The following is a 19,939-nucleotide window of genomic DNA, read 5'->3' as shown; positions in this document are numbered from 1 at the left end:
GGGAATTACCCGAACTGAATCGCGCCTTGGCAAGTTGTCCGGGCCCACGACACAGCAGTAGACAAAACAATGGCGATTGCCGTTCCCAACAAACTCGACAATACCTTGGAACAACCCGACCAACGCGCTCCGTTGGTACTGGGGGATTCAACGACGTATCACACGATTACCGAATCGGTGTCGACGATCGCCGAACGCATGCCGAGCAAGGCTTGGATCGTTGCGTTTTTGATTAGTTCTCACGTCGCGGCGTTTTTTGGTCTGTTGATCGCTTACCTGATCTACACCGGCGTCGGTGTTTGGGGTAACCGTTCGCCCGTGTTCTGGGGCTGGCCGATTGTGAACTTCGTGTTCTGGGTCGGTATTGGTCACGCCGGTACCTTGATCAGCGCGATTTTGTTCCTGTTCCGTCAGAACTGGCGAACCAGTATCAACCGGGCGGCCGAAGCGATGACAATCTTCGCGGTCGTTTGTGCGGGTACTTTTCCCGGTATCCACGTCGGGCGTGCTTGGTTGGCGTTCTGGTTGTTCCCGTATCCAAGTTTAAACCTTTGGATGTGGCCTCAATTCCGCAGTCCGCTGTTGTGGGACGTGTTCGCCGTGAGCACCTACGCCACGGTTTCGCTGTTGTTCTGGTACATGGGGATGGTTCCCGATCTGGCGACCTTCCGCGACCGTTCGAAGAATAAGTTCCGCCGCTTTGTATACGGTGTGCTGTCGTTGGGGTGGAGTGGATCGGCGCGTCATTGGCACCGTTATGAAAAAGCATACGCGTTGTTGGCCGCACTGGCTGCTCCGCTGGTTTTGTCGGTACACACGATCGTTTCGTTTGACTTTGCGGTCAGTCAGGTTCCCGGTTGGCACACGACGATCTTCCCGCCGTACTTTGTTGCCGGTGCGGTCTTCAGTGGATTTGCGATGGTGGTCACGCTGTTGGTCCCCTGCCGCAGCATGTTCAAGTTGGAGAACTTGATCACGATCCGCCACCTTGAGAACATGAACAAGATCATCCTGGCGACCGGATCGATTGTCGGATTGGCTTACGGTACCGAATTTTTCATCGCCTGGTACGGTCAAGTGCCCGCCGAGAAGTTCGCCTTTATCAACCGGGCATTTGGACCCTATTGGTGGGCGTATTGGATCATGGTGACCTGTAACGTGATCAGTCCCCAATTGTTCTGGTTCCGGTTTTTCCGCACCAACTTGGTGGCGATGGTGATCGTGTGCATCTTTGTTAACATCGGGATGTGGTTCGAGCGGTTCGTGATCGTTGTCAGTTCGCTGTCGCGAGATTATCTGCCGAGTGCTTGGGGATACTTCTCGCCGACGTGGGTTGACGTGGGAATGTTGATCGGAAGTTTTGGATTGTTCTTCACGTTGTTCTTGCTGTTCTGTCGGTTCCTGCCGATCATCGCGATGAGCGAGGTGAAGGCGGTGCTGGCTCACCAGTTACACGCCAAGCACGCGCACCACGACGACAAGCACTAAGAAGGCAGCGGTGTGATCGCGGATCGCGGTCGCACGAGAGAAGGTATTCGCGGGTTTAGGCCCGATCGAAATTTTGGCCGTGACGTATCACCGTCACACAGTTTTTATCGCACCTCTACAGAACGGACGGTTTGCCGACGATGGCTGACTCCTCTGGCAATCAATCGAAATCCCGTGGCGTTGTCGCTGAATACGACACTCCCGAAGCACTGATCGCTGCAGCGAATCGCGTGCGAGAAGCGGGCTATACAAAAACCGATGCGTTCAGCCCCTTCCCGGTGCATGGCATCGATGAGGCGATTGGCATCAAGCCGACGATTCTGCCATGGATCGTGTTGGCTGCGGGCACCACAGGCTGTCTGACCGGGTTGACGATGGAAACCTGGATGAACGCCATCGATTATCCGTACATTATCTCGGGTAAACCGTTCCTCAGCTTGCCTGCGTTCATTCCCGTTGCGTTTGAATTGACGATTCTGTTCTCCGCTTTTGCTGCCTTCTTCGGCCAGTGGGCGCTGAATGGATTGCCTAAGTTCAGCAACGCGATGTTCACCAGCCCACGCTTCGACGCGGCGACGGATGACAAGTTTTTCTTGTACATCGATTCACGCGATGCCCGATTCAATGACGCGGGCGCCCGGGCGCTGTTGGCGGATACCAGTCCAGCGAATCTTGAAGATGTTTACGAAGACGAATCGCCAACAAACGTTCCGCGGTTCATCTACCTCGCGGTCTTGGTTCTGGCGGTGTTGAGCGTTTTCCCGTTGTTGATTATCGCGGACATGCGAGTTACGAAGAGTTCGAAGCCACGCTTCCACATCTTCTGGGATATGGACTTCATGCCTTCGAAGGGCCCGCAGGAAAAGACGATCCTGTTTGCCGATGGACGGACGATGCGTCCGAATGTCCCTGGCACGGTGATGCGTGGCAGCGGCGATTTGGACGTGGATGATCAAACCGGAATCCAATTGGAAGCAATGGCCGAGGGTAATCGCGGCGACGCGACGCAATTGGTCGCCTTTGCTCAAGCTGGCGATGCCGCCGCGGGCGAAGCTGCCGACACCACGCCTTGGGTTGAGGAAAACCCGCTGACGATTGACCGTGCGACACTGGATAAGGGTCGTGAGCGATTCGACATCTACTGTGCGGTTTGCCATGGCCGTGATGGTTTTGGCAATGGATTGGTCAATCAGCGAGCGAAGAAAATACTGGCGACCACATGGACGCAGCCTTCCTCGCTGCATGAAGAACGGCTCGCTGCCGGCAAGATGGCCGACGGCAAGATCTTTAACACGATCACCAACGGTATCCGCAAGATGCCTGGTTATGCGGGGCAAATCACGGTGGAAGATCGCTGGGCGATCGTCGCTTACCTGCGTGTGTTGCAAGCGAGTCGAGATGTTTCGATCGATGAGATCCCCGCGAACAAGCGATCCAAGTTGGCTCGTGAAGCGGATCAGCTGAAAAAGCAAATCGAAGCCGAGGAAGCCGCCCGACTGAAGAAGGCAGCTGAAGCGAAACCAGCAACTGAGGAAGCGAAACCAGCGGCTGAAGAAGCGAAACCAGCATCTGAAGAAGCAAAGCCAGCGGCTGAAGAAGCAAAGCCAGCGGCTGAAGAAGCAAAACCAGCGGCTGAAGAAGCAAAGCCAGCGGCTGAGGAAGCGAAACCAGCAACTGAGGAAGCGAAACCAGCAACTGAGGAAGCGAAACCAGCAACTGAGGAAGCGAAACCAGCAACTGAGGATGCGAAACCAGCAACTGAGGATGCGAAACCAGCGGCTGAAGAAGCAAAACCTGCGGCTGAAGAAACGAAACCGGCAACTGAAGAAGCTGAGCCAACCGCTGAAGGCGAAGCATCGCCAGACAAAGAATAGCGAATAGAAATCGGCTGATCGAAGTTGCGGCTACCGAAGGGTGAGCGTGACACACCAACCGATCGCCCCTTGAACTGCAATCATTTACTTAAAGACGACGCCGGAATCTTTCCGGCCTTACCAAAAACAACGATGACAAAAGAACCAAACGATCGCTCGTTGCAACTGCCCGAATCGCTCAGCGGCGTCCAACGTCCGTTGCTGGCTGGAGGAGGGATCGCCGTGTTGGTTGGCGTGATCGCCGGCTTCATGTCGCCCAATGGCGTCTCGCATTCGTTGCACGCCTATCTGACGGCGTTCACCTTTTGCTTGACGATCAGCCTTGGGGCGTTGTTCTTCGTCATCATCCAACATCTGTGTCGCGCTGGGTGGAGTGCTTCGGTGCGTCGCGTGGCCGAAATCATGATGGCCGTGATTCCTCTGTTGGCGATTCTGTTTTTGCCCATCTTGGTCTACGTGTTGTTGTTCGATCATGGGGCGCTGTACCCATGGAACGCAGAGGGGTGGAGTTCGCAAACGGCCGCAAACCATGAAAAGGCAAAGATCCTCAATCCGGTGGCCTACCTGATCACCTCGGTTGTGCTCTTCGGTGTCTGGATTGCGATTACCCGGTTTTTCTGGACCAACAGTTGCAAGCAAGACTTAACCGGTGACATCGCGTTGACAGCGAAATTGCAACGCTGGAGCGGGCCGGCGACGGTGTTGTTTGGCTTGACCGTCACGTTTGCTGCCTTCATTTGGATCATGTCGTTGGATCCGTTGTGGTTCAGCACGATGTTTGGCGTCTACCTATTCGCCGGATCGATGCTTTCGTTCTTCGCGTTGATGAGCAGCAGCATCTACTTCTTACAAAAGAAGGGTGTCTTGGTGGACGAAATCAACGAAGAGCATTTCCATGACCTGGGAAAATTCACGTTTGGTTTTATCGTGTTTTGGGCTTACATTGCATTTAGCCAGTACATGCTGATCTGGTACGCAAACATCCCGGAAGAAACCATTTGGTTGTTGCATCGTCAGGGCGACGGATTGCATGGCTGGAGCCTGGTTTCGATATCGTTGGTGGTCCTGCACTGGTTGGTTCCCTTCTTTGCCATCATGTCGCGGCACGTTCGTCGTTGGCCGAAGTGGATGGCGTGCTGGGGTGTCTATATCCTTGCGATGCACTATGTCGATCTGTATTGGGTGATTATGCCCGAAGCAGGGCATGAAAATTACCTCGTCTTCGGTGGAGTGATGGGTTTCATCAGTTCCCTGTTATGTGCGGTTGGTATGTTCGCCTTGTACGTGGGGGTGATGTTGCGAATCGGATCGGGGATTCCATTGGTCGCTGCAAAGGACCCGCGATTGCCACAAGCACTGGCGTTTGAGAACATTTAATTGGAGTTCGCGAAAGACAAACTTCGCCTCTCCATGGTAACAGAATAAGCAACCCGCCGGGCAAACAACTCAGCGGCCAAAACATACGACATTTTCACTCATAAATAGCATTAGCCATGGCTCAATACGACGACTTGGACAACAAACAAATTTTCGCCTACAGCGCAATTTTTGTCGTCGGCACAGTGATCACGATCATGTTCGTTGCCATCATTTTCCACTGGATGGATGAAGGCGAACTGAGACGAAAAATGTTGAACACAGAATACACACAGTTCAATCAGGTCTTGATTGAACAGACCGAGAGCTTAAACGAATACGTGGTGGTGGATCCGGTTACCGGGCGGTTCGGTATCCCGATCGAAAACGCGATCGAAGCGGCCCTCAAGGACAAACCTAAATCCGATGCAGGAACAAGTGACGAAGCCTAACGCGACACCGATTCCATTCCGCATTTTCTTTGCGGTCTGTTGGTCGTTGGTTGTTTCCAACGCAAACGGCCAACTGATTAAGGACCTTCCTACGAACGTCCAAGAGGTGGGTGTCGAACAAAGACTGGGTGAGCCGTTGCCCTTGAATGCGGTGTTCTTCGATGAACGCGGGCAAAAGGTACGGTTGCAGCAGTTTTTTGACGGTCAACGTCCTGTTTTGGTCACGCTCAATTACAGCGATTGTCCAATGCTGTGTAGCTTGCAATTGAACAAGCTTGTCAGTGCTTTGGACGCGTTGGATTTGGACGTTGGCAAAGATTTCCAAATCGTAACGATTAGCATCGATCCGAAAGAATCGCCGTTTAAGGCGCAAGAGACAAAGTCAAAGTACGTAAGTATTTTGCCTCGTGAAGGAGTCGCCGACGGCTGGCACTTCCTAACCGGGAACCAAGAATCCATTACAAAAATTGCTGACGCGGTAGGTTTTCGGTACAAGTTCATTCCCGAAACTGGGCAATACAGCCACGCCGCGATGCTCGCCTTCTGCACGCCAGAAGGGACGATCAGCAGTTATTTGTTATTAATCGATTACCCTGCCGATCAGGTGAAGCTTGGTCTTTTGGCGGCTGGTGGCGGAAAAATCGGCTCGTTAGTCGACAACTTCGTTTTGTATTGTTCTGTCTACAATCCGTTGGAAGGCAGCTATACAGCCAGCGCATGGAAGATCATGCGGTTGTGCGGCGCAGCGACGGTTGTGCTGTTACTGGTCGGACTTGTTCCTTATTGGCTTGGACGACGCAAAACGTCGGCGGACCTGAGCGACCACGAATTACCTAACCCAACGCGAATGAACGTGCAGCATCCCGCTGGCCACCATTCACACTAGAGTTTCAAACCGATGCAAACATTACAGAACCTTTCGTTCGTCCTCGCCGACGTTTCCGACGGTTTTTGGTTTCCGAAAACCGCGTCGAATTTTGGCACGGAAGTGGACTTCATGTACAAAGCGATCCTCTGGATCAGCGTCGCGTTTTTCGTGCCGATGATGATCTACATGGGGTGGGCGGCGTTCAAGTTCAGTAAACCCAAGGGTACCAAAGCTGAAGGGAAGGCGACGCACAACACCGCGTTGGAATTGGCTTGGTCGGTGGGACCTTGCTTCCTCTTGATTTGGATGTTCTACCGAGGCAGCGTTGGTTATCTCGACATGCGAGAACCACCAAGCGACGCTCGCGAAGTGCAAGTCACGGCGCAAAAGTGGTCGTGGTTGTTTGATTACGGCAGCGGGATCATGAACCCGGAACTGCACGTCGTCAAAGACCAACCCACCAAGTTGGTGATGCGTTCCAAGGATGTGTTGCACGCGATGTACATCCCAGCGTTCCGTGTCAAACGTGACATTGTTCCCGGACGTTACAACATCCTTTGGTTCACGCCCACCATCGCAACCGATTCGTTGACCGACGAAGAGATGCAATGGAAGAGCGACGATCCAGCCGAAGCGGGGAATATCCTCAACCAAGGCAAATACTTCGACTTCTTCTGCGCGGAATATTGCGGCAAAGATCACTCCAACATGCAAGGGAAAGTCGTCGTTCATGAAACGCAGGACGACTATGACCTTTGGCTCGAATCGGCCAACCGCCGTCCCGATGATCAAACTCCCGAACAGTACGGGGAGTTCTTGTACACGACACGCGGTTGCAAAGGGTGCCATTCGGCGGATGGTACCGCCGGCCAATGTCCGACTTTTTTGAACAGCTTTGGCGCCGAACATGAGATGACCGACGGCAGCAAGGTTGCTGTCGATGAGAATTACATTCGCGAATCGATCCTGAACCCGAAGGCGAAGGTTGTGAAAGGCTATCCCCCTGTCATGCCGTCCTTCCAGGGTCAGTTTAATGACGATCAAATCGATTCGGTGATCGCGTACATCAAGTCCCTTAAAAAGTAAACCGGTGTAAGGCCCTGCAGACGCCACAGGCAAGGCGTGCGGGTTTCTCCGGTGATTAAGTTACAACTACTACATAACCACGTTTGAAAAATGAGGACATGAGCATGTCAAAAGCAGCCACTGCAGACCATGCGTCCGACGACAACTACTTGACCAATACCAAAGGCATCATGTCTTGGATTGTCACACTGGACCACAAACGCATCGGTTTGATGTATTTGATTGGCGTGATGGTCAGTTTCGCGATCGGTGGAACGCTCGCGTTGATTTTGCGAGCTCACCTGTACAACCCACAGGGCAGCTTCCTTTCCAATGACGCCTATAACCAGGTGTTTACGCTGCATGGTGCGGTGATGATTTTCTTGTTCATCATTCCCAGCATCCCGGCAGCATTGGGGAACTTTTTGGTACCCGTGATGTTGGGTGCCAAGGACGTCGCGTTTCCAAGATTGAATCTAAGCAGTTTCTATCTTTGGTGTGCCGGAGCGGTTTTTTTCCTGTTCGCGCTTTGCACCACGGGACTCGATACCGGATGGACGTTTTACACGCCCTACAGCACCACGACATCGACGTCGGTCATCGCTGCGACGACCGGTGTGTTCATTCTCGGTTTTAGTTCGATCTTTACCGGGTTGAACTTCATCGTGACGGTCAACACGATGCGTCCACCGGGTATGACCTGGTTCAAGATGCCATTGTTCTTGTGGGCGATTTATTCGACGGCCGTCATTCAAGTTTTGGCGACCCCTGTGCTCGGCATCACATTGTTGCTGTTGATTTGCGAACGTCTGATGCATATCGGTATCTTTGATCCCGCGTTCAACGGGGATCCCGTCGCGTTCCAGCATTTCTTCTGGTTCTATAGCCATCCCGCTGTTTACATCATGATTTTGCCCGCCTTCGGCGTGATCAGCGAATTGATGAGCGTTCACAGCCATAAGAGCATTTTTGGTTACCGCTTTATCGCCTTGAGTTCGATCGCTATCGCGTTGTTGAGCTTCTTGGTTTGGGGACACCACATGTTCACAAGTGGCATGTCGGAGATCACCACGATCATCTTTAGTGCGCTGACGTTCACCGTATCGGTGCCGTCGGCGATTAAGGTGTTCAACTGGCTGGCCACGATGTACAAGGGCTCGATTAGCTTAACGACGCCCATGTGTTACGCGTTGGCGTTTATGTTCCTGTTCACGATCGGTGGTTTGACTGGTTTGTTCTTGGGAACGTTGACAACCGATTTGCACCTGCACGATACCTACTTTGTTGTCTCCCACTTTCACTATGTGATGATGGGCGGAACTTTGGTCGCCTTCCTTGGTGGTCTGTTCCACTGGTGGCCGAAGATGACGGGCAAGATGTTCAATGAAACGTGGGGCCGAATTTCGGCAGCGATCGTCTTCATCGGGTTCAACTTGACCTTCTTGCCACAGTTCGTTTTGGGCAGCCGCGGCATGCCTCGTCGATACGCCAGCTACGATCCGGAATTCACCGGCTTGCATCGGATGTCGACCGTGGGGGCATTCACCTTGGGATTTGGCTTGTTGGTTGCACTGATCGTGCTGCTGCACTCGCTGTATCGCGGTAAGAAGGCTCCACGCAACCCGTGGGGTGGTGCAACGTTGGAATGGCGTTGTTCGAGTCCGCCGCCTTATTACAACTTCGAACGCCCGCCTGTGGTTGGCAATCCGTATTACTTCGGTGATTTGGAATACGACGCGAAGTCGGATGACTATGTGTTCACCGAACCCGACCGCGAAGTGGTGCCGCAGAAGCTTGAGCCTGCTCCGCAGCATGTTGATTCCAAAAAGGACGCATAAGGCGGGCGAATCTTTCACCGAAGGATTTGTTAACCCCTGGAACACGTTCGGGAGTCTAGTAAACGGACCCCGAATCGAGATTCAAAACACAGTTTTCACTTAACACTAGAAAAAGAACGGCCAGCCAATGGCAACCGCTGAAATCGATCAAAACAGCCATGCTCATGACGAGCACGAACATCCTTCGTTCCTGGCGCACCACTTCGACACTCCCGAACAACAATATGATTCGGGTAAGTTGGGTATGTGGTTGTTCCTGATCACGGAAATTCTGTTCTTCAGTGGGTTGTTCTGCGCTTACGCGATCTACCGCTCACTGCGTCCGGAGGTCTACACCTACTGTAGCCAGTTCCTTAATACGGAACTGGGCGCGATCAACACCGGAGTTCTGCTGTTCAGCAGTTTGACGATGGCGTGGGCGGTGCGCGCTTCACAGTTGGAACAACACAAGACGACCGTCGGAATGCTGGCCGCAACGCTCAGTTGTGCGATGATCTTTTTGGGAGTCAAAGCGGTCGAGTATTCGCACAAATTTGACCTTGGTCTGTTGCCTGCCGGCTTTTATCACTACGACCCAGCCGCACCGCATCACGAAGGACTCTCGCACTATCTTGTAGCGCTCTGCATTGTTCCCGCGATTCTGTTGGTGGGGATGATTTGCCTACTGGGCTATTCGAAGCTCGTCGGCAACGTTTTTATGACGAAGTGTGCGATGCCTTTGGTGGTTGTCGCAGCTTGCTTTTTTGTCGGCGTTGGATTGGGTACGTTTCTTGAAAGCCGGGCCAGCAACAAAGCCGTAGCGCACGGCGAACACGTCGCTTCGGAGGCTGAATCCGCAGCGCACGATCATGAGTCGCCTAAGCTGGATGCCGCCGAGACCGTCGCGGTTGAAGAAGTGAATTCGCCAGCCGGTACCGAAGTTTTGGGGATGTTGGCTAGCGATGCGACGAACACGGGCGTGCGATCCGAATTGAAGGCCTTAGAGGCGCAAGGCGCGGCGGCGACCGGGGAATTTGTGGAAGACTACACCGGTATCGATCCGTTCTACGATCGTCCCGAATTGGATGTGAATTCCAACTCGCTGGCGGGTGTGTTCTTCAGTATCTACTATTGCATGACCGGTCTTCACGCGATCCACATTATCGCGGGAATTGGAGTCATGACTTGGTTGTTGGTGCGGGCGGTTCGTCAAGACTTCTGCAGCCAATACTTTGGTCCCGTCGATTATGTGGGCCTGTATTGGCACATCGTCGACTTGATTTGGATTTACTTGTTCCCGCTGCTGTATCTGATTGGTTAGTCCACGCGGCGACTGTTTTACAAACCCATCCCTCGATCATCCGTTTTATACGATAGGCGTTCTAATTATGAGTTCTCACAACGAACACGCTGACGGTGAATTTGCCCATCCAATGCCGGTTTGGATGCTGCTGGCCGTGTTTTTTGCACTCACCGCCCTGACCATCCTGACCGTGTTTCAAGCGAGCTTGCACTTGGGGAACTGGGAGATTTGGATTGCAATGACCATCGCGTCGGTCAAGGCGACCTTGGTGATGGCTTTCTTCATGCACATGTTATGGGATAAGCCCTTTAACATCATCATGTTCTTAAGCTCCTTCTTGTTCGTGACGCTGTTCGTCAGCTTTCTATTGATGGATACGCACGCCTACAACCACAATATCATCCTGAAACCGGTTGCGGAAAGCGTTCAGTAATCTTGTTGGGGCGTGGGCGTCGTCCACGCGATGAATGCCGTAGCGGTCTTCATGAAATCGATATTAATATGGCACACGACGCTTCGATGCGTCGTGTGTTTTTTTATGGTGGATCGTGATCGTGGAGGAGTTTCGGTCGAGTGCGGCTTTGTCTGGGAACATCACCGATTGCTACCCTATCGCCGTCTCTTTGACGCTCCGTGGACCTTGGGCATCGGTGCTGTCTTTGCGTGAGGATGCTTGAGCTGGAACGGCACGAGGAGTCGACAAGATGTCGATAGGCTCGTCAATTGAGTCCGCCCCGATTCGTGTTCGAGATCGTTGACGGCTTTTTATTGATTGCGTTTCGAGGGCGGAGGGGCACGAAAAAACGGTTGGCGTTTCCGCCAACCGTTTGCTTCGTACTCAGTGGAGTCGTCGTTAGGACGTGTGACTCGAAGGACTTAGTTACTCTTTTCTTCGCTTGCTGGCTTCGCGTCAGCGGCTTGCTTTGCCTTTTCAGCGGCGGCTTTGGCTTCCGCTTCCTGCTTTACTTTTTCAGCAGCAGCTTTTGCGTCGGCAGCTTCTTTCGCCTTGGCGTCTGCTTCCATCTTGGCCTTGGCTTCGGCTTCTTTCTTGGCTTTGTCAGCAGCAGCCTTGGCTTCGGCGGCCTTCTTCGCCTTGGCGTCTGCTTCCATCTTGGCCTTAGCTTCCGCTTCCTTCTTTGCCTTCTCAGCCGCAGCCTTCGCTTCGGCTTCCTTCTTGGCCTTTACTTCGGCATCCATCTTGGCTTTTGCTTCGGCTTCCTTCTTAGCCTTGGCTTCCGCGTCTTTTTTTGCCTTTTCTTCAGCCGCTTGTTTCGCCTTCATGGCTTCTTCGTCGCGTTTTGCTTTTGCTTGTTCGCGGCGCTTTTGTTCTTCTTGTTGACGCTTCTTTTCTTCGTCGATCTGCTTTTGTGCCGCAGCCATCTTGTTGGTCAATTCGGCGTTTTGGCTGGTCAGCTGTTCGACTTTCTTGCTCGTGTCAGCCAACTGTTGCTTGAATTTAGCAACCGCTTCGTTGTTGGCTTTCTTCGCCGTAGCCAAGGCGGACTGTGCTTCTTTAGCCGCTTTTTCAGCTGCTTCGGCCCGTTTAGTTTCCTTCAACGATTCCGCGATCAATTGTTCCATCCGCGACTTCTGCGTGCCGACAAGAGTTTCGGCTTGCTGTAGCGCTTCGCTGGTTTCAGCGGCTGCCGCTTTCATGTTCGCCAGCTCTTCACGCAAGGCGACCAATTCGGTGGTCAGCAAGATGTTCAATTCACTGGGATTGTCGTAAGCCGTGCTCGACGATGAATAACAGCCCGAGCTCGCGGCAACGGGTTGAGAACATCCGCAGCCAACGGCTGTCGAACATGGGTCTTTCGCGATGCTCGGTTGAGCCGTCAAAGTCGCCAGGGCGACGCTGTAAATTGCTTTTTTTATCATTCTCGTACTCCGCTTGCCAACGTTGAATCCTTGTGAACTGTGTGTACATGCCCCACGCTACTAATACTGGCTGGGTTGATCTGTTCCGGAATAGCCCGGACGGAAGAACTAGAAAACAAGATTTGCAACTTATGTTAATTGCTGAATTCTTCCAGGGTGGGAGATCGCTTCCACTATGATCCGAGGGGCGAATCATTGCAAACCCTTAGGTTGCCTTTATCAGAAATCCTTACCGCTGATATTTCCGTTTGTGCACGCTATAACGCTTGTCCGAATTGCCGCTAGGGAGCGGCCCCCTGGATGGCAGTTAAGGCACTTTCAAGCCGCGTAAAGTGGTTCGAGTCGCTGCTTGAAGGCAACGCATCTTCCCTTGGCGGTTCGTGCTGGTGTCGCGATCAATCGGTTCCTTTGGTGGAATCGATTGCGTTGGAGGTACCTGCCCTTCTCAGGGCGTGAACTGCCGTGCGAGGGCAGATCGGTCGCCTTTGCAACGGCGCTGGGTTCCAGTGGCTACGATACCGGGAGCGTTTCGCCGATCGACCAGTTCGAAAAATCGTTAGGGTCGCGGATCACTTCCTGATAGATCGTGTTGCGTTCCACCGGCACGCGGCCCGCTTCGATGATCAGTTCTCGGATCCTGTCGACGCTCAGGAATTCGGGAGTCGTTGCTCCGGCATCGTGATAGATCAACTCATGCCGCACGGTGCCGTCGATGTCGTCGGCGCCGTAGGAGAGGGCGGTTTGAGCGGTTCCGATTCCCAACATGATCCAGTACGCCTTGATGTGCTGGATGTTGTCCAACAGCAATCGGCTGACCGCAACGTTCCGCAGATCGTCCAATGCCGAAGGCTTCTTCAGATGGCTCAGCTTGGTGTTTTCAGGATGGAACGCCAGCGGGATGAAGACCTGGAATCCGCCGGTTTCATCCTGCAGTTCCCGCAGTCGCAACAGGTGGTCGACGCGGTGATACGCCTGTTCGATGTGTCCATACAACATCGTGCAGTTCGATCGGATCCCCAGCTGATGAGCGGTCCGATGCGTATGGAACCAAGCGTGCGTGTTCGCTTTGTGTTCGCAAATCTGGTCTCGAACCTCGGGGTGGAAAATCTCAGCTCCACCGCCGGGCAAGCTGCCCAGCCCCGCTTCCCGCATGTCGTTCATGACCCACTCGGTCGAGTTCTTCGTCTGAAACTCAAACCAATTGATTTCGACGGGCGTCCAAGCCTTCAGATGCAGCTTGGGGAAATTCTCCGACAGCGTCGACAGCACGCCGCGATACCATTCGTAGGGACGCTGGTGGTGCAGTCCGCCGACGATGTGCATCTCGGTGCAGCCGTTGTCGGTCGCTTCCTGCCCACGAGCGATGACCTGTTCATCATCCATCGCGTAGCCTTTGGGATCGCGGAGGTCGGCGCGAAAGGCACAAAAGCGGCAGCGGTAGACGCAGACATTCGTCGGATTCAGATGCGTGTTGATGTTGTAATACGCAACGTTCCCGTTCATCCGCTGGCGAACCAGATCGGCCAATTCGCCGACTTCGTGCAGCGGCACGTCGGGTTGATACAAGAACAAACCATCATCCATCGTCAATCGCTCTTGCGATTCAACCTTGTCGCGGATCGTTCGAAGCCGGGCGTTGATTTCCGTTGCAATCATCTGATTTGTGTTGGGGTTAACATTTATTATTAGCGAGAGCTCGCGATCGCCCAGTCAGGCGTTCGATTCGAGCACGATTCATTTCGACGACGATCAATGGCCAGCCGGATTGTACGTTCCGTTTGCATTGGCGTGAACCTGAAGCAAACGCTGCGGGTCCAATCATCCCATACTTCGCGGTCACGTCTGGCGACCGGCATCCTTCCCTCATCCCATCCAGCAATCGATCCCCGCGGCGACCAACAGGCCAACGCTGACGATCGAGTTGACTTGGAAGAAGGCTTGGTTGATTCGGTCCAGGTCGTCGGGACGGACCAAACAGTGTTCGTAAACCAGCAGCGCGGCGATGCTTCCGATCGCGGCGTAGTAGATCCAGCCGAGGCCTAGGGCAGGCGCGACGCTTGGCAGCACCAACAACACCAAAACCATCCCGGCATGGCAAGCGGCGGCGATCCGAAACGCCCCCTTGGCACCAAACCGAGCGGGCACGCTTTGCAGCCCCTCGCTGCGATCAAAGGCTTCGTCTTGGCAGGCATAAATAATATCGAACCCAGTCACCCACAGCGCCACCGCCGCGGCAAGGATCACTGCCGGCAACAGGTCGCTCGGATCGGCAAGGACCGCCGAACCGCGAAGCGCCGCCCAAACGCAAATCGGCGCCAGGCTCAGGGCAACGCCCAGCCACAGGTGGGCGGCAGCGGTAAATCGTTTTGCCAAACTGTAGCCGCAAAGGAACATCAGAACGGGGATCGACGCCGCCAGCGGCAGCCAATTGGGCAGGAATAACGCACACCCGACCAGGAATCCGACGGCACACAGGATCGCAAAAATCGTCACCTCATGCCGGCCCAGCAATCCCGCCGGCAGATGCCGCCCTGCGGTTCGCGGGTTCCCCGCATCGATCGCTTGATCGGCCAAGCGGTTAAACGCCATCGCAACGCTGCGCGCGGCGACCATGCAGATCAAGATCGCGACCAGATCGAGTGGTCGAACGCGCACCGCGGTCCCCTCGGGCAGCGGCAACTTAATCGCCATCACCGTCGCCAGTGCGGCGAATGGCAACGCGAAGATCGTGTGGCTGAAGCGAATCATCTCCAGCATCATCCGCAGCTTGCTCGGCTGCGCCATGGTGTCGCTCATGCTTCACCCCAACGTTGCATCAAGTGGTTTTCGATTCCCAATTGGTCCAGGATCCGGGCGACGACAAAGTCGACCAGATCGTCCAGGCCACGCACGCCGTGGTACCAGCCCGGCATGGCGGGCAACAGCGTCGCACCCGCTTTCGCGGCCAGCGTCATGTTCTCCAGTGCGATCACCGACAGCGGAGTCTCTCGCGTCACCAAGACCAACGATCGGCGTTCCTTCAAATGCACCTCGGCCGCCCGATGGACCAGATTGCTGCTCGCCGCCCGCGCGATGCTGCTCAACGTGCTGCCGCTGCAAGGACAGACGACCATCCCGTCGGTCAGGAACGATCCGCTGGCGATCGGCGAGAAGTAATCGTCGATCGCTGCGTACGTCAATCGCTCGCGCCAGTCGTCGGGCAACTCGGGAACCGATTCACTCCACGGCGACCGATACGTCACCAACGGCTCGGCATCAAAGCCGGCAACGGAAAGGTTTAGTTCCAGCTTCAATTCCTGCCGGATCACGTCGGCGCCGCTGCGGCTGAGCATCAGAAAGACCTCGCGTCCGCCGGCCAGCAAAACTTGCAGCAACCGAACCGCGTAGACCGCTCCGCTGCCACCGGTGATCGCAACCACCAAGGGACGCGTCATTTGATCCCCTCGTAGATCGTGGCAACGCCAAACGTCAGCGGAGTGAACTTCACATCGTGCAGCCCGTTTTGCTGCATCCGATCAGCCAACGCTTGGCCACAGGGAAAGCTGCCGACCGATTCGGGCAGATACTGGTAGGCACTCTTGTCGTTGCGAGCCAGCATTTGGCCGATCCGCGGCAGGGCATGTTTGAAATAAAACTGATACGCCTGTTTCAGTCCCGGCGCGGTCGGCTGAGAGAATTCCAGCACAACAACTTGTCCACCCGGACGGCAAACGCGAACCATCTCCTGCAGACCGCGATCGGTATCGGCGACATTCCGCAATCCAAAGGCAACGGTGACGACTTGGAATTGGTTGTCGTCGAAGGGGAGATGTTGCGCGTCGGCTTCCAGGAAATTGACGTTTGCCTCGGGCTGCTGCTTGCGTTTCTGATCGCCGATGGCGAGCATCGCGTGACAAAAATCGGAACCGACGACGGGCGTCTCCGCTCCAGCGCGGCGGCTGATCGCCAGCGCCAGGTCTCCCGTTCCGGTGCAGACATCCAAAATCGGGGCGTTCCCTTCGATCCGCAGCCGGCTGACGGTCTGGTTGCGCCAACGCTTGTCGATGTTCAACGACAGCAGATGGTTCATCAGATCGTAGCGAGGCGCAATCTGGCGAAACATCTCCCGCACCCGCGCGTTCGATTTGTCCAATTCCTTCGTGTTGGTTGCGTCCACAGTCGCCATCAGAGTTGTTTCACATAAAATAAAGGCAAGAATCTCGTACCTTTATGACCGCAAGGGAGCCCCCTGCACAACCGGGCTGTGAATAACCGGCGTATGGTATGTTACAAGCGGCCGCAAAATTGCGGTTTGTCTGCTGTCACGCCCTCGTTTTTACTGAGCTTTTCCCGTGTTTAAGTCGCCCGATCTCGCCGATCCCGATTCGCGACCCGATGCCGATGTGGTCATCTTCGATGGCCAGTGCAATTTTTGCCGCGGTGGGGTGGAGCGATTGAACTGGTTGGATCGGCGAAACCGACTAGCGTTCATCTCGCTGCACGACGAACGAGTCGCCGAGCGCTACCCCGATCTGTCGCATGACGACCTGATGCAGGAGATGTTTGTCGTCGATGGCGAGGGTAACAGGCATGGGGGCAGCGACGCCGTTCGTTACCTCAGTCGCCAACTCGCTTTACTTTGGCCGATCATGCCCGTCCTGCACCTGCCCGGATCGGCGGGGCTGTGGCGATGGATGTACAAGCAAGTCGCCAAGCGTCGCTATCGCCTGGCAGGAAAAAACTGCGACTCGGGCGGCTGCAAGATCCATCTGAATTCCTAGATCCCCGTCTGCCGCGTGCCGGCGGCGGCTATCCACTCGCCGAAGGTGGTGCCGAATTCCGCCAGCTGCCTATTCAGGGGGAATGCGAGTTCTGGGCAAACAATCGGCGGTCAAGAGTTCCTATAAAGAAACTGTCGGCGTACTTGACAAGCACAAGGTTGGCATATTAAGGATTTTGCCGAGGGTCTTATGCCATCAATCTTCCGATCGCAGACATTATTGCTGCCTGTCGCTTAGGTTGGGTCATATATAACGTAGACCGTTCGTAAACTCCGCCCCCGTCGAGATGTGACGAAACCGCATGGCTAAACGCTCCGCTAAGAAATACGCATTTGATCCGAAAGAAGTCACCGGGAAACACCTGGTGATTGTCGAATCGCCGACCAAGGCGAAGACGATCAATAAATACTTGGGCAACGATTATTTCGTGATGGCCTCGGTGGGCCATGTCCGCGATCTGCCCAAGAGTGCTCCCAAGGGAGCCAAGCGGAAGGACCATCCCGTTCCAGGGGTCGACCTGCAGAACAACTTCTCGCCGACCTACGAGGTGATGCCCGATAAGAAGCCGACGGTCACCAATCTGCAAAAAGCTGCCAAACAAGCCCAAGACGTCTGGTTCGCGACCGACCTCGACCGCGAGGGAGAGGCGATCGCTTGGCATCTTGCCGAAGCGTTAGGCGTCCCCACCGCGCAAGCTAAACGCGTTGTCTTCAACGCGATCACCAAGGGCGATATCGCCCGAGCGTTCCAGAACCCGCGAACGATCGCGACCAACGTCGTCAATGCGCAACAAGCCCGCCGGATCGTCGATCGGATCGTCGGCTACCAAGTCTCGCCGCTGCTGTGGCGGAAGGTCGCGGGCGGCCTGAGCGCCGGCCGCGTCCAATCGGTCGCCGTCCGTTTGGTGGTCGAACGCGAACGGGAGATCGAAGCTTTCATTCCGGACGAGTTCTGGAAGATCAACGCGCTGTTTGCCACCGACCTGGCGAAAACCGGGGAGATCGCTGGCAAATGGAGCAGCTGGAGCGGCGAGGAAGAGCGAACGCTGAAGCAGCAAAACGAATGGCTCAGCCAACAGAAGTGTCTCCGCGCCGAACTGGTCCGTTTCGGCGGAGCCAAGTTTGAACCGAGCGACCGCGCCGTTGCACTCGACGCAGCCCAACAGCTTGGTTTCTCGCTCGACGAAGCGATCGAAACCGAAGATCCCAAAGGCAAGGGCCCGGCGAAGAACCGCGTCACTTTTGTCGGCAAAGTCGGCGATGCCCCCGAATACAAGATCACGTCGATCGAAACGCGGCGAACGACCAGCCGCCCTTCGCCGCCGTTTATCACTTCGACGATGCAGCAGGCTGCGGCCAACCGGCTCGGTTTCCAACTGCAGCGAACGATGCGCACGGCACAACAGCTGTATGAAGGTATCGATCTGAAGGGGACTCGCGGTCAGACCGGTCTGATCACCTACATGCGTACCGATTCGACTCACTTGTCGGGCGAAGCGCTCGACATGTCTCGGACTTTCATCGAGCAGAACTACGGCAAGGACTACCTGCCCGAAAAACCGAACTTCTACAAATCGTCGAACAAAGACGCGCAGGAAGCTCACGAAGCGATCCGGCCAACCGACGCCACGTTGACTCCCGCAATGGTCAAGTCGCACCTCAGCGACGAGCAGTACAAACTGTACAAACTGATTTGGGAGCGGTTCATCTCGTGCCAGATGTTGCCCGCGCAGTGGGATTCGACATCGATCGAGATCCAGCCAACCGGCGTCGATGCGACGCTTAAGGCGAGCGGCCGAACGCTTGTCTTCGACGGCTTCTACCGCGCGTCGGGCGTTCCAACCAGCGACGACATCGTGTTGCCAAAGTTGAACGAAGGGGAACAACTGGGGCCGATGGAAATCGATCCACAACAGAAGTTCACCAGCCCACCGCCACGATTCACCGAAGCCAGCTTGCAGAAGCGGCTCGAGGAAGAAGGGATCGGCCGGCCGTCGACTTACGCGGCGATTATCAGCACGATTCAGGACCGCAAATACGTCGAACCGGTCGCCCAACGCGATCGCCGTCTGAAGGCGACCGATATCGGCAAAGTTGTCACCGACAAGCTTGTCGAAGCGTTCCCCGAGATCATGGATGTCGGTTACACGCGGCGGATGGAAGCCGGACTCGACGAGATCGAAACCGGCCAGGAAGAGTGGCAGAAACTGCTGCACCGCTTCTACGATCCGTTCAAAGACGCCTTGGAACAGGCGATGGAGAACACCAGCCACGCGAAGGCGGAGTTCGAACCGGCACCGGATCATCTGAAGTGCCCCAAATGCGGCGCCCCAACCTGCTACCGATTTGGCCGCAACGGACGCTTCCTCGGCTGCACCAAGTTCATGGTCGAACCGGTCGAAGTGCAAGCCGAAGGGCACGACGGAACCTATCTGTTGCAGAAGGCCCGCGGCAAGGCGCGGCCACAATTGCTGCACAAGGAAACGTCGGCCAAGTTGGGTTGGATGAAGCTGACCAAAGACGATAAGGCGAAGTTTCAAAAGATCTCCGACGAGATGCCCGAGCGATGCGATTATGCCGCGCCGATCGACAGCGACGGCAACCCGATGCTGCCCGAGGAGACCGACGTGTTGTGCCCCGAAGATGGCACGCCGCTGATCAAACGGACCGGTCGTTTTGGGCCCTTCCTGGCTAGCCAAAACTACCCCGAGGTGAAGTTCATCTTGAAGCTGGATCCGAAGAAAGGAACCGTCGTCCTGCCGAAGACCGAACCGATGGTCAGCGAATTGACGTGCCCCAAATGCGAAGAGCATCCGCTGTACGTTCGTGACAGCAAACGCGGGCTGTGGCTCTCTTGTTCCAGTTTCCCCAAGTGCCGCGGTCGCGTCGGATTTTCGTCGCTGGAAGAGGATCAACAAAAGAAGATCGAAGCCGATTGGGCCGCGTGGGTTGAGGCCCATCCGTTGCCGGTGATCAAGACGATCGAAGGCCAAGTCGTCGAAGATGGCTACGAGCCAAAGCTGCATACGATCGCGCCAGCTTAAGCGAATCGCCGCAAGCTCACGCACCGATCGGTTGT

General features: G+C 55.2%; 16 protein-coding genes. 11 read left to right on the top strand and 5 right to left on the bottom strand.

Translation table 11 applies throughout. From position 1 onward, the window contains the following. Nucleotides 1–69 precede the first annotated feature (69 nt). The 9 genes from nrfD to Poly24_RS19635 all read left to right on the top strand — a co-directional run bounded on the left by nrfD (nucleotide 70) and on the right by Poly24_RS19635 (nucleotide 10,656). On the top strand, nucleotides 70–1,488 hold the full coding sequence (nrfD, locus tag Poly24_RS19675; protein WP_145099494.1) for an NrfD/PsrC family molybdoenzyme membrane anchor subunit: 1,419 nt from the start codon (nucleotides 70–72) through the stop codon (nucleotides 1,486–1,488). A gap of 140 nt (nucleotides 1,489–1,628) precedes the next feature. Beyond that, complete coding sequence (locus tag Poly24_RS19670; protein WP_145099491.1) at nucleotides 1,629–3,362, top strand: quinol:electron acceptor oxidoreductase subunit ActD; 1,734 nt, start codon at nucleotides 1,629–1,631, stop codon at nucleotides 3,360–3,362. 132 nt (nucleotides 3,363–3,494) lie between these two features. Continuing rightward, nucleotides 3,495–4,739 carry a hypothetical protein gene (locus Poly24_RS19665; RefSeq protein WP_145099487.1) on the top strand — a complete coding sequence of 415 codons (1,245 nt, stop codon included), beginning with the start codon at nucleotides 3,495–3,497 and terminating at the stop codon, nucleotides 4,737–4,739. 116 nt (nucleotides 4,740–4,855) lie between these two features. Further along, nucleotides 4,856–5,170 (top strand): hypothetical protein, encoded by a 315-nt coding sequence (locus Poly24_RS19660; protein ID WP_145099484.1) that lies wholly within the window; start codon nucleotides 4,856–4,858, stop codon nucleotides 5,168–5,170. After that, nucleotides 5,157–6,056: an SCO family protein gene (locus Poly24_RS19655; RefSeq protein ID WP_197452031.1), complete on the top strand. Its 900-nt coding sequence runs from the start codon at nucleotides 5,157–5,159 to the stop codon at nucleotides 6,054–6,056. Before Poly24_RS19660 ends, Poly24_RS19655 begins: the two co-directional genes overlap by 14 nt. A 12-nt stretch (nucleotides 6,057–6,068) precedes the next feature. After that, entirely contained in the window at nucleotides 6,069–7,124 is a 1,056-nt protein-coding gene (locus Poly24_RS19650) for a cytochrome c oxidase subunit II (RefSeq protein WP_145099478.1), read from the top strand. 104 nt (nucleotides 7,125–7,228) lie between these two features. Beyond that, nucleotides 7,229–8,941, top strand: a complete 1,713-nt coding sequence (gene ctaD, locus Poly24_RS19645) for a cytochrome c oxidase subunit I (protein ID WP_145099475.1) — start codon at nucleotides 7,229–7,231, stop codon at nucleotides 8,939–8,941. Nucleotides 8,942–9,068: 127 nt separating this feature from the next. After that, on the top strand, nucleotides 9,069–10,241 hold the full coding sequence (locus Poly24_RS19640; protein ID WP_145099472.1) for a cytochrome c oxidase subunit 3: 1,173 nt from the start codon (nucleotides 9,069–9,071) through the stop codon (nucleotides 10,239–10,241). A 67-nt stretch (nucleotides 10,242–10,308) separates the two neighbouring features. Beyond that, the gene (locus Poly24_RS19635; protein WP_145099469.1) at nucleotides 10,309–10,656 is read left to right on the top strand and encodes a cytochrome C oxidase subunit IV family protein; all 348 of its coding nucleotides are present in this window, start codon (nucleotides 10,309–10,311) and stop codon (nucleotides 10,654–10,656) included. A 443-nt stretch (nucleotides 10,657–11,099) separates the two neighbouring features. Here Poly24_RS19635 and Poly24_RS19630 read toward each other — a convergent pair whose 3' ends face one another. The 5 genes from Poly24_RS19630 to ubiE all read right to left on the bottom strand — a co-directional run bounded on the left by Poly24_RS19630 (nucleotide 11,100) and on the right by ubiE (nucleotide 16,266). Next, a complete protein-coding gene (locus Poly24_RS19630) occupies nucleotides 11,100–11,924 on the bottom strand; it encodes a hypothetical protein (protein WP_145099467.1) in 825 nt (274 codons plus the stop codon). Nucleotides 11,925–12,611: 687 nt separating this feature from the next. Further along, entirely contained in the window at nucleotides 12,612–13,757 is a 1,146-nt protein-coding gene (gene mqnE, locus Poly24_RS19625; RefSeq protein ID WP_145099464.1) for an aminofutalosine synthase MqnE, read from the bottom strand. 207 nt (nucleotides 13,758–13,964) lie between these two features. Then, a complete protein-coding gene (locus tag Poly24_RS19620) occupies nucleotides 13,965–14,897 on the bottom strand; it encodes a UbiA-like polyprenyltransferase (protein ID WP_231753237.1) in 933 nt (310 codons plus the stop codon). Then, on the bottom strand, nucleotides 14,894–15,535 hold the full coding sequence (locus Poly24_RS19615) for a UbiX family flavin prenyltransferase (RefSeq protein ID WP_145099461.1): 642 nt from the start codon (nucleotides 15,533–15,535) through the stop codon (nucleotides 14,894–14,896). The genes Poly24_RS19620 and Poly24_RS19615 overlap by 4 nt, the downstream gene beginning before the upstream one ends. Beyond that, nucleotides 15,532–16,266 carry a bifunctional demethylmenaquinone methyltransferase/2-methoxy-6-polyprenyl-1,4-benzoquinol methylase UbiE gene (gene ubiE, locus Poly24_RS19610; RefSeq protein ID WP_145099458.1) on the bottom strand — a complete coding sequence of 245 codons (735 nt, stop codon included), beginning with the start codon at nucleotides 16,264–16,266 and terminating at the stop codon, nucleotides 15,532–15,534. Before ubiE ends, Poly24_RS19615 begins: the two co-directional genes overlap by 4 nt. Nucleotides 16,267–16,432: 166 nt before the next feature. Between ubiE and Poly24_RS19605 the strand changes: the two genes are divergently transcribed. Both Poly24_RS19605 and topA read left to right on the top strand, forming a co-directional pair. Further along, nucleotides 16,433–16,861, top strand: a complete 429-nt coding sequence (locus tag Poly24_RS19605) for a thiol-disulfide oxidoreductase DCC family protein (RefSeq protein ID WP_145099455.1) — start codon at nucleotides 16,433–16,435, stop codon at nucleotides 16,859–16,861. Nucleotides 16,862–17,162: 301 nt separating this feature from the next. After that, nucleotides 17,163–19,904 (top strand): type I DNA topoisomerase, encoded by a 2,742-nt coding sequence (gene topA / locus Poly24_RS19600; RefSeq protein WP_145099452.1) that lies wholly within the window; start codon nucleotides 17,163–17,165, stop codon nucleotides 19,902–19,904. The last annotated feature ends 35 nt before the right edge of the window (nucleotides 19,905–19,939 follow it).

It is taken from the genome of Rosistilla carotiformis (assembly GCF_007753095.1).
In the GTDB taxonomy this organism is placed as follows: domain Bacteria; phylum Planctomycetota; class Planctomycetia; order Pirellulales; family Pirellulaceae; genus Rosistilla; species Rosistilla carotiformis.
The sequence above is the reverse complement of the archived record's forward strand: the minus strand, read 5'-3'. Positions and strand labels throughout refer to the sequence as shown.